Source organism: Rhodoferax sp. RT4P68, assembly GCF_056521305.1.
On record NZ_JBWMBB010000010.1, the window covers coordinates 243,410 to 255,763 of the forward strand.

The 12,354-nt window shown below is 68.6% G+C and carries 12 protein-coding genes; 1 reads left to right on the top strand and 11 read right to left on the bottom strand.

Annotated elements, in window-relative coordinates; translation table 11 throughout:
* The first annotated feature begins 423 nt into the window (after nucleotides 1-423).
* Nucleotides 424-1,755: a sensor histidine kinase gene (locus AC099J_RS21545; RefSeq protein ID WP_479617371.1), complete on the top strand. Its 1,332-nt coding sequence runs from the start codon at nucleotides 424-426 to the stop codon at nucleotides 1,753-1,755.
* Here the strand turns inward: AC099J_RS21545 and AC099J_RS21550 are convergent.
* The 11 genes from AC099J_RS21550 to AC099J_RS21600 all read right to left on the bottom strand — a co-directional run bounded on the left by AC099J_RS21550 (nucleotide 1,695) and on the right by AC099J_RS21600 (nucleotide 12,274).
* Nucleotides 1,695-2,006, bottom strand: a complete 312-nt coding sequence (locus tag AC099J_RS21550) for a CopG family transcriptional regulator (protein ID WP_479617336.1) — start codon at nucleotides 2,004-2,006, stop codon at nucleotides 1,695-1,697. The two genes, AC099J_RS21545 and AC099J_RS21550, sit on opposite strands and share 61 nt — an antisense overlap.
* Nucleotides 2,007-2,045: 39 nt before the next feature.
* Complete coding sequence (fba, locus tag AC099J_RS21555) at nucleotides 2,046-3,050, bottom strand: class II fructose-bisphosphate aldolase (RefSeq protein ID WP_479617337.1); 1,005 nt, start codon at nucleotides 3,048-3,050, stop codon at nucleotides 2,046-2,048.
* Between the two features lie 24 nt (nucleotides 3,051-3,074).
* The gene (gph, locus tag AC099J_RS21560; RefSeq protein WP_479617338.1) at nucleotides 3,075-3,740 is read right to left on the bottom strand and encodes a phosphoglycolate phosphatase; all 666 of its coding nucleotides are present in this window, start codon (nucleotides 3,738-3,740) and stop codon (nucleotides 3,075-3,077) included.
* Nucleotides 3,737-5,737 carry a transketolase gene (gene tkt / locus AC099J_RS21565; RefSeq protein WP_479617339.1) on the bottom strand — a complete coding sequence of 667 codons (2,001 nt, stop codon included), beginning with the start codon at nucleotides 5,735-5,737 and terminating at the stop codon, nucleotides 3,737-3,739. The genes gph and tkt overlap by 4 nt, the downstream gene beginning before the upstream one ends.
* Nucleotides 5,738-5,926: 189 nt before the next feature.
* Entirely contained in the window at nucleotides 5,927-6,805 is an 879-nt protein-coding gene (locus tag AC099J_RS21570; protein ID WP_479617340.1) for a phosphoribulokinase, read from the bottom strand.
* A gap of 12 nt (nucleotides 6,806-6,817) precedes the next feature.
* The gene (locus AC099J_RS21575) at nucleotides 6,818-7,885 is read right to left on the bottom strand and encodes a class 1 fructose-bisphosphatase (RefSeq protein ID WP_479617341.1); all 1,068 of its coding nucleotides are present in this window, start codon (nucleotides 7,883-7,885) and stop codon (nucleotides 6,818-6,820) included.
* Complete coding sequence (gene rpe / locus AC099J_RS21580; protein WP_479617342.1) at nucleotides 7,864-8,595, bottom strand: ribulose-phosphate 3-epimerase; 732 nt, start codon at nucleotides 8,593-8,595, stop codon at nucleotides 7,864-7,866. Before rpe ends, AC099J_RS21575 begins: the two co-directional genes overlap by 22 nt.
* Entirely contained in the window at nucleotides 8,592-9,305 is a 714-nt protein-coding gene (locus tag AC099J_RS21585) for an HAD-IA family hydrolase (protein ID WP_479617343.1), read from the bottom strand. The genes rpe and AC099J_RS21585 overlap by 4 nt, the downstream gene beginning before the upstream one ends.
* A complete protein-coding gene (gene cbbX, locus AC099J_RS21590; RefSeq protein ID WP_479617344.1) occupies nucleotides 9,283-10,290 on the bottom strand; it encodes a CbbX protein in 1,008 nt (335 codons plus the stop codon). Before cbbX ends, AC099J_RS21585 begins: the two co-directional genes overlap by 23 nt.
* 62 nt (nucleotides 10,291-10,352) lie before the next feature.
* The gene (locus AC099J_RS21595) at nucleotides 10,353-10,799 is read right to left on the bottom strand and encodes a ribulose bisphosphate carboxylase small subunit (RefSeq protein WP_479617345.1); all 447 of its coding nucleotides are present in this window, start codon (nucleotides 10,797-10,799) and stop codon (nucleotides 10,353-10,355) included.
* 14 nt (nucleotides 10,800-10,813) lie between these two features.
* Entirely contained in the window at nucleotides 10,814-12,274 is a 1,461-nt protein-coding gene (locus AC099J_RS21600; protein ID WP_479617346.1) for a form I ribulose bisphosphate carboxylase large subunit, read from the bottom strand.
* Nucleotides 12,275-12,354 lie beyond the last annotated feature (80 nt).

The following is a 12,354-nucleotide window of genomic DNA, read 5'->3' on the forward strand; positions in this document are numbered from 1 at the left end:
TCGCGGTCATCGGCTGCGGGCACTTGATCTTGCGCAAGTGCCGCAGAGTCGTCGGTGCACAGGCCGCCGGGCAGCGCCGGGCTGTGGCCGTTGCTTTGACGGAGCGGATGACGAGAACCCTGGCCGAGGACGCCGCGCTCTGGGACACTCGAGGCATCGCATCGTCCCGAAACATGCGGTTCCGGTCTAGCTGGCACTGTCCCGATGCGCTGGCCACATGAGCGCTTGGTAAGATCAAAACGTCAAGCTCGTCGGGGCGAGTCGCGCCGCGCATATCCACTTTTTCGACTCCGGCCCCGGCACCAGTTTCGTTTCGTCCGGACCCGTCCCACCAGCGCTGTCTTTCGCCCTTTGAGGGCACCCACCACGATGCCGCCGCCCAGAATCTCAGGCTCCACGCTGCTCCAGCAGAAACAGCAGGAGATGGACGCCGCAGGCCCCAGCCCACACGGCATCGACGACGCCGTGTGGATGGACGTGATCCAGAAGATGGACGAGGTCTATTCGCAGCTCATCGACGACGAGGTCGAGCTGGAGAAGAAGAACGCCGAGCTGGAACAGTCGCAGCAGTTCGTGTTCAGCGTGATCACGGCGATGTCCGACGTGCTGATCGTCTGCGACGCCCACGGCGCCATCGAGCAGACCAATGCTTCCCTGTGTGAACTGGCCGGCCGCACCGAAGACCAGTTGCGCGGCCTGTTGTTCGAGACCTTGCTGGCCGACGACGACAGCAAGCAGCGCGTGCGCCAGTTGCTGGCCAACACCCGGGCATCGCGCCAGGGCGAGACCATGGAGCTCAACCTGCTGGACGCCCGTGGCCAGGCCGTGCCGGTGGACGCCAACTGCACGCCGCGCACGGCCGCCAACGGGCGCCGCCTGGGCACGGTGTTCGTGGGCCGCCCGACGGCCGAACTCAAGCGCGCCTACCAGGAACTGCGGGCGGCGCACGAGGCGCTCAAGCGCGCGCAGCAGCAGCTGGTGCATTCCGAAAAAATGGCCTCGCTGGGCCGGTTGGTGGCCGGCGTGGCGCACGAGCTCAACAACCCCATCAGCTTCGTGCTGGGCAACGTGCACGCGCTGGACCGCTACCTGCAGCGCCTGCGCGACTACCTGGCCGCCGTGGACGCAGGCGAGCCGCGTGAGGCCCTGGCCGCGCTGCGCCAGCGCCTGCGCATCGACCATGTGCTGGGCGACCTGCCCTCGCTGATCGAAGGCACGCTGGAGGGCGCGCAACGCACCGCCGACATCGTCCATGGCCTGAAGCGCTTCTCGGCCATGGACCCGGAAGCGCGCGCCGCCGTGGCGTTGAACGAGGTGGTCGAGCGCGCGATCCTGTGGATCCGCAAGGGCGCGCCCCTCGACTTCGCCGTCCACTGGGTTGCCGGCCCGGCCGCGACCGTGAGCGGCAGCGCCGGCCAGTTGCAGCAGGTGCTGATGAACCTGTTGCAGAACGCGCTGGACGCAGCGACGGCGGCGGGCCGTACGCCGGTGCAAATCTGGATCGACACCGAGATGGCCGCCGGGCGCGTGCGCCTGCGCCTGCGCGACAACGGGCCGGGCATCGCAGAAGACCACCTGGGCCGCATCTTCGACCCCTTCTTCACGACCAAGCCGGTCGGCAAGGGCACGGGGCTGGGTTTGTCGATCAGTTATGGGATCGTCGAGCAGCACGGGGGCGCGCTGACGGCCCGCAATCACGCCGAGGGCGGGGCGGAGTTCGTGCTGGAGTTGCCGGTGGCCACAGCTGTGCCTTGAGCCGCAGCAGCACCACTGCGTGCTGCGAGGTAGGCCTTCGCGTCGTCCCACGGCACGGCCTTGCCGGTGGCCAGCACACCGGCCCAGCGCGCGTCCGTTACGCGATGCATCTCTTCGTCCAGCTCCGCCTGGTCCACGGACTGGGCGATGGCATCGAGCACGAAGGCGTGCGCAGTCTTGCCAGCGCGCTGGGCGGCGGCCGCCACGCGGGCGTTCAGGTCGTCTTCGATGTGGATGTTCATCGTGGTCATGCTGCACTCCTGTCTACACGCCGACGCAGCACCCAAGTGCTACGCCAGCACCGCCGCGCCCCGCCCCGCACAGCCGAACGCCTCGAACCGCGCCTTGCAGATGGCCCGCGCCGCCCTCTTGGCAGCCGCCAGCGCCTTGCGCGGGTCGAACTCGCTCTTGTGCTCGGCCATGTTCTGCCGCATGGCGCCCGTCATCGCCAGGCGGATGTCGGTGTCGATGTTGATCTTGCGCACGCCACTGGCGATGCCGCGCTGGATCTCCTCCACCGGCACGCCATAGGTCTCGCGGATCTCGCCGCCGTGGGCGCGGATGATGGCCAGCCATTCCTGCGGCACGCTGGAGCTGCCGTGCATCACGAGGTGCGTGTCGGGCACGGCCGCGTGGATGGCGGCGATGCGGTCCATGGCGAGGATGTCGCCGGTGGGCTGGCGCGTGAACTTGTAGGCGCCGTGGCTGGTGCCAATCGCGATGGCCAGCGCATCCACGCCGGTCTCGCGCACGAAGTCGGCGGCTTGTGCAGGGTCGGTCAGCAGCATGTCGTGCGTGAGCTTGCCCTCGGCGCCGACGCCGTCCTCCTCACCGGCCTCGCCCGTCTCCAGCGAGCCCAGGCAACCGAGTTCACCCTCCACCGACACGCCGACGGCATGCGCCATCTCGCAGACGCGGCGGGTGACGGCCAGGTTGTAGGCGTAATCGGCCGGCGTCTTGGCGTCCTCGCGCAGCGAGCCGTCCATCATCACGCTGGTGAAGCCCGAGCGGATGGCCTGCTGGCACACCGCCGGCGAGGCACCGTGGTCCTGGTGCAGCACCACGGGCAGGCCGGGATGGGCCTCGACTGCGGCCAGCACCATGTGGCGCAGATAGGCCTCGCCTGCGTACTGGCGGGCACCGGCGCTGGCCTGCAGGATGACCGGGCTGTCGGTCTCCTGCGCGGCTTCCATGATGGCCTGGATCTGCTCCAGGTTGTTGACGTTGAAAGCGGGGATGCCGTAGCCGTGTTCGGCGGCGTGGTCCAGCACTTGGCGCAGGGAAACGAGAGGCATGAGGAGTCCTTGGGAATCAGAAATTCAAAGCAATGCGGAGATGTCGTCGATCAAACGGTCAGGCGCGCTGGTGGCAATCGGCTTGCCCTGGTTGTAGCCATAGGGCACGGCCCATACGGCAACGCCGGCAGCACGCGCGGTCGCCACGTCGATCGACGAGTCGCCGACGAATAGCGCGCGTTCCGCGTTCACGCCGAACTGGGCCAGGCACGCGTGCACGCCATCCGGGTCGGGCTTTTTGGTGGGCAGCGTGTCGCCGCCGATCACGCGGTCGAACGCGGTATCCAGGCCATGCGCGGCCAGCAGGCGCTGCGCGAAGCGCGCCTCCTTGTTGGTGACCAGCGCCAGCGCCACGCCACTTGCGCGCAGCGCGGCCAGCGTCTCGCGCACCTGCGGGTACAGCGTGCTGCGCGTGCCGCAACGCGCCAGGTAGAAGCGGTCGAACTCCAGGCTGGCCAGCCGCAGGCTCTCCGATCCGCGCACGATGGCCACGCCCGTCTCGCCCTGCGACGACAGCGCCTGCACCAGCAGCTCGTGCGTGCCGTGGCCGATCCAGCCGGTGACACGTGCCTCGCTGACCTGCGGCAGGTCGAATCGCGTCAGCGTGTCGTTGACGGCGTCGGCGATCTCCGGTGCGGTGTCGATCAAGGTGCCGTCCAGGTCGAACAGCGCGAGTTCAAAGGCCTTCATGTCACCACCTCCAGCAGTTCGCGCACGGCTTGCTCGACGCGCGCGGCCGTGATGCCGAAATGCGCGTACAAGGCCGGTGCGGGCGCCGATTCACCGAAGCGCGCGATGCCGATGACACGGCCCTCGCGCCCCACGTACTTGTGCCAGAAATCCGGGTGCGCAGCCTCCACGGCCACGGCCGGCAGATCGCGCGGCAGCACGCTGTCGCGCCAGGCGCGCGGCTGGCGGTCGAACACGTTCGTGCAGGGCAGGGACACCACGCGCGTCGCGATGCCGACGGATGCCAGCGCTTCGTGCGCCCGCATGGCCAACTGCAGTTCCGAGCCGGTGGCCAGGATCACGGCGCGTGCGTCCGCCGCGTCGGCCAGCACGTAGCCGCCACGCGCGATGTGCTCGGCTGGCACGGCGCTTGTCAACGCGGGCAGGTTCTGCCGCGACAGGGCCAGCGCGCTCGGGCCGTCTGCACGCTGAAGCGACTGCTGCCAGGCGACGAAGGTCTCGCGCCCATCGGCCGGCCGCCAAACGTCCAGGCCCGGGATCAGCCGTAGCGAAGGCACATGCTCCACGCTCTGGTGCGTGGGCCCGTCCTCGCCCAGGCCGATGCTGTCGTGCGTGAACACGTGCACCACGCGCAACTGCATCAGCGCGGCCATGCGAATGGCGTTGCGGCTGTAGTCGCTGAAGGTCAGGAAGGTGCCGCCATAGGGGATGAATCCACCGTGCAGCGCCATGCCGTTCAGCGCGGCGGCCATGCCGAACTCGCGCACGCCCCAGCTCAGGTGGTTGCCCGGGCGGTCGCGGCCTGCGGTCACGCAGCCCTTGAAGTTCGTGAGGTTGGAGCCCGTCAAGTCGGCGCTGCCGCCGAACAGCTCGGGCAGCAACGGTGCCAGGGCGTCCAGCGCGCGCTGGCTGGCCTTGCGCGTGGCCACGGCGTCTGCTGGCACGGCGGCCAGCAATGCGGGCAGGCGGTCAGCGAAGCCCTCTGGCAGCGTGCCGGCCATGCGGCGCTCGAAATCAGCCGCCAGGGCCGGGTGCTCCGCACGATAGGCGGCAAACCCTGCGCGCCAGTCAGCGTGCAGCTGCGCACCGCGTTCGCGTGCGTCCCAGGCGGCGGCAATGTCCGGCGGCATCTCAAACGGCGCGGCCGTCCAGTCCAGCGCCGCCCGCGTGGCCGCCACCTCGGCCGCGCCCAGCGCTGCGCCGTGCACGTCATGGCCGCCCGCCTTGTTCGGCGCGCCCTGGCCGATCACGGTGCGGCAGCAGACCAGCGTGGGCCGCCCGTCCGGCTGCTGCGCCTGCGCGCGGGCCAGTTCCAGTGCGGCGTCCACGGCCTGCGCGTCGTGGCCGTCGACGCCGGCGATCACATGCCAGCCGTAGGCCTCGAAGCGGCGCGGCGTGTCGTCGGTGAACCAGCCACGCACGTCGCCGTCAATCGAGATGCCGTTGTCGTCGTAGACCACGACGAGCTTGGACAGGCGCAGCGTGCCGGCCAGCGAACAGGCTTCGTGGCTGATGCCTTCCATCAGGCAGCCGTCGCCCACAAAGACATAGCTCATGTGGTCGACGATGCTGTGGCCGGGCCGATTGAACTCGGCCGCCAGCAGCTTCTCGGCCAGCGCCATGCCCACCGCGTTTGCCAGGCCCTGGCCCAGCGGGCCGGTGGTGGTCTCCACACCGGGCGTGAGGCCGAACTCGGGGTGGCCCGGCGTCTTGCTGTGCAATTGGCGAAAGCGGCGCAGCTCATCCATCGGCAGGTCGTAGCCCGTGAGGTGCAGCAGGCCATACAGCAGCATCGAGCCGTGGCCGTTGGACAGCACGAAGCGGTCGCGGTCGGGCCACTGCGGGTCAGATGGGTTGTGGCGCAGGTGGCGGCGCCACAGCACTTCTGCGATGTCGGCCATGCCCATGGGCGCGCCGGGGTGGCCGGAGTTGGCCTGCTCGACCGCATCGACGGCCAGCATGCGCAAGGCGTTGGCCAGGCGTTCTGAAGAAATCATGTCAACTTTCCGTTGCGCCTTGTGCAGGCGGTGGGTCAAGCGGGGGCGCGCAGATTGCGGCTCCGAGGGCCGCGGAGCAGGCCCTACCAGGGCACCCGCGGAACTGGCTCTGCCAGGCCGCTGGGTGCGCCCCCCTCGCGTAGCAGAGGGGGGTTGGCGGAGCGCGCAACGCGGAGGCTGGGGGGTGGCTCACTGGGTTGCGCGCTTCCTGCGCTCCATCATCCGCCAGATGAACGGCGTGAAGATCAGCTGCATGGACAGCGCCATCTTGCCGCCGGGCACGACGATGGTGTTGGCGCGCGACATCCACGAGCCATGCACCATGTTCAGCAGGTACTGGAAATCGATGCCCTTGGGCTGGGCGAAGCGGATCACCACCATGCTCTCGTCCGCGGTCGGAATGTCGCGCGCGATGAACGGGTTGGACGTGTCCACGACCGGCACGCGCTGGAAGTTCACATGCGTGTGCGCGAACTGCGGGCAGATGTAGTGCACGTAGTCAGGCATGCGGCGCAGGATGGTGTCGGTCACGGCCTCGGCCGAATAGCCGCGCAGGTTCTCGTCGCGCCACAGCTTCTGGATCCATTCCAGGTTGATGACCGGCACCACGCCGATCAGCAGGTCGGGGTATTGCGCGACATTGACCTCGGGCGTGACCACGGCCCCGTGCAGGCCCTCGTAGAACAACAGGTCGGTACCGGCCGGCAGGTCGGTCCAGGGCGTGAACGTGCCGGGCGGCTGGCCGTAGGGCGTGGCCTCCACGGCGTCGTGCAGGTACTTGCGGTGCTGGCCCGTGCCGGCCTTGGCGTAGCTGGCGAACGTGCCGGCCAGCTCGGCGAACAGGTTGGTGGCCGGGCCGAAGTGGCTGAAGTTGCGGTCACCGTCCGCTTCGGCCTGGGCCTGGCGGGCTTTCATTTCCAGGCGGTCGTAGCGGTGGAAGCTGTCGCCCTCGACAACGGCGGCGTTCACACCCTCGCGGCGGAAGATGTTCTCGAAAGTGCGCGTGACGGACGTGGTGCCCGCGCCGGATGATCCGGTGATGGCGATGATGGGATGGCGTTCAGACATGGTGCTCTTCTCTCAGATACGAAACAGGCCGCGCTCGGCGAACAGGGGGTTGCTGGTGTTGGTCGGTGGCTCGGCGTGGTAGCGCTCGATGCGCTCGACCTCCAGCCTGGAGCCGAACACCAGGCCCACGCGCTGGTGCGGCGCGTCCGGTTGCACCGCCAGCACGGGGCCGCGGCCGGTGCTGGCGCGCCCACCGGCCTGCTCGATCAGGAAGCCGATGGGGTTGGCCTCGTACAGCAGCCGCAGGCGGCCCGGCACGCCTGCCGTCTTGCTGTCGCGCGGGTACAGGAACACGCCTCCGCGCATCAGGATGCGGTGCGCCTCGGCCACCAGGCTGGCGATCCAGCGCATGTTGAAGTCCTTCTCGCGCGGGCCTGCGGTGCCGGCCAGGCACTCGTCGATGTAGCGCTTGATGGGCGCCTCCCAGAAGCGGCTGTTGCTGGCGTTGATCGCGAACTCGCGCGTGGTCTCGGGCACGCGAATGTCCCGGTGCGTCAGCATGAACTCGCCCAGGTTCGGGTCGAGCGTGAAAGCGACAACGCCCGTGCCCACACTCAGCACCAGCATGGTGGAGGGGCCGTACAGCGCATAGCCAGCGGCCACCTGCGTGCTGCCGGGCTGCAGGAAGTCGGCCTCGGTCACGTCGCGCCCGCTGGCCACGCACTCGGCCGGCGCGCGCAGGATCGAGAAGATGCTGCCCACCGACGCGTTGACGTCGATGTTGCTCGAGCCGTCCAGCGGGTCGAAGGCCAGCAGGTACTTGCCGCGCGGGTGGACGGTCGGGATCTGGTGCGGCACCTCGAGCTCTTCGGACACCATGCCGGCCAGGTGGCCGCCCCACTCGTTCGTGCGCAGGAAGATGGCGTTGCTGGCCAGGTCCAGCGGCTGCTGCACCTCGCCCTGCACATTGACCTCCCCGCCGGCCGGTGCCTGCAGCAGCGCGCCCTGGGCCACGCTGCGCGCGATGGCGCGGCAAGCCAGGGCGACGTCGAGGATCAGCGCGTTGAAGTCGCCACTGGCGTCGGGGAAGCGCCTTCGCTGTTCGATGAGGAACTGCGTCAGTGTGTGGTGGTGGGGCATGAGGTCTCCTGAGGTTTCAAATCTTGTGGGGTGGCCGCACGGCGCAATGCCTGCACCACGCCGCGGTAGCCGCCGTCGGCATCGGGCGCGCCGAACACGGCGCTGCCGGCCACGCAGGTGTCGGCACCGGCGGCCACGATCTCGGCGATGTTGGACAGCTTCACGCCGCCGTCCACCTCCAGCGCGATGCGCCGGCCGGTCTGCCGAAAGTGGCGCTCGATCAGGCCCCGCGCGGCGCGCAGCTTGGGCAAGGTCGACGGGATGAAGGCCTGGCCACCGAAGCCGGGGTTCACACTCATCAGCAGCACCAGGTCCAGCCGGTCCATCACGTGGTCCAGGCAGGCCAGCGGCGTGGCCGGGTTCAGCACCAGGCCAGCCTGGCAACCGTATTCGCGGATCAGCGCCAGCGTGCGGTCCACATGGCGCGAGGCCTCGGGGTGAAAGCTGATGACGTTGGCCCCGGCCTTGGCGAACAGCGGCACCAACAGGTCCACGGGCTCAACCATCAGGTGCACGTCGATGGGCAGCCGCGTGTGCGGGCGGATGGCCTCGCAGACCAGCGGGCCGACGGTGAGGTTGGGCACGTAGTGCTGGTCCATCACGTCAAAGTGCAGCCAGTCGGCGCCAGCGGCCTCGATGGCGCGCACCTCTTCGCCCAGGCGGGCAAAGTCGGCCGACAACAGCGAGGGGGCGATGCGGATCGGTGTCATGTGATGTTCTCGTGCCACTGGCGCAGCTTGGCGATGTCCACGCCGTTCAGGTCGGGGAGCACACGCAGCGCAGCGCCGAAATCGTGATGCGCCGTGTAGCGGGTGGGCGTGACCATGGTGGGCAAGCCGGCGGCGGTGGCCGCGCGCAGGCCGTTGGATGAATCTTCGAACGCCAGGCAATCGCGCGCCGGCAGGCCCAGCGCATCGAGCACCTGCTGGTAGGCCTGGGGATGCGGCTTCTTACGCGGCGCGCTGTGGCCATCGGCCAGCACCGCGAAGCGCAGGCGCCAGGCCGTGCCCAGTGTGTGGCGCAGCAAGGCGCAGATGTTGGCGGGCGTGGTGGTGGTCGCCACGGCCAGCGGCAGGCCGGTGCGGCCGGCCTCGTCGATCAGCGCGCGCACGCCGGGCCGCAGGGTCAGCGCGCCATCGCGCACGGCCGCCTCGTAGGCCGCTGTCTTGCGGGCGTGCAGCCGATCGATCAGCGCCGGGTCCAGGTCGGCCACACAGGCACCACGGTCGCCACGCCGGTGGCGGCCGTAATGCGCGATGCGTTCCTTGCCGCCGGCCACGTCGAGCAACTGCGTGTACAGCGCCTCGTCCCAGAACCAGTCCAGGCCCTCTTCGGCAAACGCCTGGTTGAACGCGGCGCGGTGGGTGGATTCGGTGTCGGCCAGCGTGCCGTCCACATCAAAGACCAGGGCTTGCAGCATGGTCGGCCTCCGCAGTCTGGAACAGGCGGCTGGCCAGGATGTCGTCGGCCGCGAGCGTCTGCAGCTCATCCGCGGTCCACGGGCGGTCACGCTGCGCGAACAAGCGGCTGGCCTGGCGCAGGCGCGCGCGGTCCAGTGCATTGCGCACGCTGCGCGCGTTGGCGAAATGCGGCTGGGCGATGCGCAGATCCAGGTAGCGCGCAAACGCCTGCTCCGCATCCGGCGCGAGCGTGTAGCGCTGCGTGGCCAGCATGGTCTGGGCGATCTGCATGAGCTCGCCCGTGCTGTAGTCCGGGAACGCCAGGTGGTGCGCGATGCGCGAGTTCATGCCCGGGTTCGACTGGAAGAACGTGGCCATGCGGTCGGCATAACCGGCCAGGATCACGACCAGATCGTCGCGCTGGTTCTCCATGGCCTGCAGCAGGATCTCGATGGCCTCCTGCCCGTAGTCGCGCTCGTTCTCGGGCCGGTACAGGTAGTAGGCCTCGTCGATGAACAGCACGCCGCCCATGGCGCGCTTGAGCACCTCGCGCGTCTTGGGTGCCGTGTGGCCGATGTATTGGCCCACCAGATCGTCGCGCGTCACGGCCACCAGGTGGCCTTTGCGCACATAACCCAGCCGGTGCAGGATGGTGGCCATGCGCATCGCCACCGTGGTCTTGCCGGTGCCGGGGTTGCCGGTGAAGCACATGTGCAGGCTGGGCGCGTGCGCCGCCAGGCCATGCGCGGCACGCAGCTTGTCGACCACCAGCAGGGCCGCGATATCGCGGATGCGCGTCTTCACCGGTGCCAGGCCCACGAGCTCATCGTCCAGCTCACGCAGCACGGCCTCCACATCGGACTGGGCCAGCACGTCGGCCACGGTGCGGGCGGACACGCTGGCAGGCCCGGGCTGCGGTGTGGGCGCAAGCCCCGTGGCGGGGGCAGCCCCCGGCTGCGGCACCGGGGGGGTGCTGCCGGGGATGGCGTAGAGCGGCTGGTGCATGGCGGTGCCTCGAGAGTCCGTGCGTAGATCGGCGTACAGGTCGTACTGGTCCTGCGCCGTGCTCAGCGCGGCCCGTCGTAACGCTGCGTCTCGGGCCGCTCGTTCGCGTAGCCGCGCACCGTGTAGCGCATGCTGCGGCCGTTCGCCTCCTGTCGCACCAGGCCAAAGCCAGGCTCTTGATCGGGCCGGTTGACGATGAAGCTCATCGCGATCGTCTCCACGCCGCGTGTGGAGTCGAAGGCCATCATGCGGATGTAGCGGTTGGGAAAGGCCTTGCGGCACTCCTGCAGCTCCTGCAGCACGCCGGCCGCGTCCTCCAGGTCGAACATGGGGTTGCCGTACATGTTCCAGTAGGTGTTGCGCGGGTGCGGGTCGTCTGTGTGCTCCACGCTCCAGGCGTAGCCACGGCGCAGGCCGTAGTCGATCTGTGCGGTGATCTCGGCGTCCGTCAGGTTGGGCAGGAAGCTGAACTGGCCCTGGGTCAGCCGGCCGGTGGGGTTGGTCATCATGGTGCGGGTTCCTTTCAAGACGTGGCCGGGGTGGCCACGTAGTCGCTGGTGTCGGTGCTTTCGTAGTTGAAGGAGATCTCGCCCCAGGTGTCGAGCGCTGCCTTCAGCGGGCTGCAGCTGCGCGCGGCCTGGCGCAGGATGGACGGGCCTTCGCTGGCGATGTCACGCCCTTCGTTGCGCGCCTTGACCATGCATTCGAGTGCCACGCGGTTGGCGACCGCCCCGGCCTGGATGCCCATCGGGTGGCCGATGGTGCCGCCGCCGAACTGCAGCACCACGTCGTCGCCAAACAGGTCGATCAGCTGGTGCATCTGGCCGGCGTGGATGCCGCCCGAGGCCACGGGCATCATCTTCTTGAGGTCGGCCCAGTCCTGGTCGAAGTACAGGCCGCGTGGCAGGTCCGTCTTGGTGTAGCTGTCGCGGCAGACGTTGTAGTAGCCCTGCACCGTCATCGGGTCGCCTTCGAGCTTGCCCACCGCCGTGCCGGCATGGATGTGGTCCACACCGGCCAGGCGCATCCACTTGGCGATGACGCGAAAGCTCACGCCGTGGTTCTTCTGGCGCGTGTAGGTACCGTGGCCCGCGCGGTGCAGGTGCAGGATCATGTCGTTCTTGCGCGCCCAGTTCGACATGCTCTGGATGGCGGTGTAGCCGATCACCAGGTCGATCATCACGATCACGCTGCCCAGGTCCTTGGCGAAATCGGCGCGCTCATACATGTCTTCCATGGTCGCGGCGGTCACATTCAGGTAGCTGCCCTTGACCTCGCCGGTCTCGGCGCTGGCCTTGTTCACGGCATCCATCACGAACAGGAAGCGGTCACGCCAGTGCATGAAGGGCTGGCTGTTGATGTTCTCGTCGTCCTTCATGAAGTCCAGCCCGCCCTTCAGGCCCTCGTAGACCACGCGGCCATAGTTGCGTCCCGACAGACCCAGCTTGGGCTTGGTGGTGGCGCCCAGCAGCGGCCGGCCGAACTTGTCGAGCCGCTCGCGCTCCACGACCAGGCCGGTGGGCGGGCCCTTGAAGGTCTTCACGTAGGCCACGGGGATGCGGATGTCCTCCAGCCGCGCCGCCTTCAGTGGTTTGAAGCTGAACACATTGCCGATCAAACTGGCCGTCATGTTGGCGATGGAACCTTCCTCGAACAGGATCAGGTCATAGGCCACCCAGGCGAAATACTGGCCGGGGTTGTTGGGCACGGGCTCGCAGCGGTAGGCCTTGGCGCGGTAGCTGTCGCAGGCGGTGAGCCGGTCGGTCCACACCACCGTCCAGGTGGCAGTGGAGGATTCACCGGCCACGGCGGCGGCGGCCTCTTCCGGATCCACACCGTCCTGCGGAGTGATCCGGAAAAGACACAGAGTGTCCGTGTCCTTGGGCTGGTAGTCGGGCACCCAGTAGCCCATCTGCTTGTACTTGAGCACGCCAGCGCTGTAGCGCTTCTTGGCGTCGGTGATCTCGGTGCGGGTGGGTTCCATGGGGCTCCTGTGGGTGGGTGATGAAGGGGTGGAGCCAATGTAGGAAGCGGGCGTGTTTTCGTATATTCAATAGTTCTTTG

Bases quoted from the DNA above. Each gene is read 5' to 3' on its own strand.
- rpe (WP_479617342.1), bottom strand. From the start codon at position 8,595: ATGACACCGATCCGCATCGCCCCCTCGCTGTTGTCGGCCGACTTTGCC.
- AC099J_RS21575 (WP_479617341.1), bottom strand. From the start codon at position 7,885: ATGCCCCACCACCACACACTGACGCAGTTCCTCATCGAACAGCGAAGG.
- AC099J_RS21600 (WP_479617346.1), bottom strand. From the start codon at position 12,274: ATGGAACCCACCCGCACCGAGATCACCGACGCCAAGAAGCGCTACAGC.
- AC099J_RS21545 (WP_479617371.1), top strand. From the start codon at position 424: ATGGACGCCGCAGGCCCCAGCCCACACGGCATCGACGACGCCGTGTGG.
- tkt (WP_479617339.1), bottom strand. From the start codon at position 5,737: ATGATTTCTTCAGAACGCCTGGCCAACGCCTTGCGCATGCTGGCCGTC.
- AC099J_RS21570 (WP_479617340.1), bottom strand. From the start codon at position 6,805: ATGTCTGAACGCCATCCCATCATCGCCATCACCGGATCATCCGGCGCG.
- fba (WP_479617337.1), bottom strand. From the start codon at position 3,050: ATGCCTCTCGTTTCCCTGCGCCAAGTGCTGGACCACGCCGCCGAACAC.
- AC099J_RS21585 (WP_479617343.1), bottom strand. From the start codon at position 9,305: ATGCTGCAAGCCCTGGTCTTTGATGTGGACGGCACGCTGGCCGACACC.
- AC099J_RS21550 (WP_479617336.1), bottom strand. From the start codon at position 2,006: ATGACCACGATGAACATCCACATCGAAGACGACCTGAACGCCCGCGTG.
- gph (WP_479617338.1), bottom strand. From the start codon at position 3,740: ATGAAGGCCTTTGAACTCGCGCTGTTCGACCTGGACGGCACCTTGATC.
- cbbX (WP_479617344.1), bottom strand. From the start codon at position 10,290: ATGCACCAGCCGCTCTACGCCATCCCCGGCAGCACCCCCCCGGTGCCG.
- AC099J_RS21595 (WP_479617345.1), bottom strand. From the start codon at position 10,799: ATGATGACCAACCCCACCGGCCGGCTGACCCAGGGCCAGTTCAGCTTC.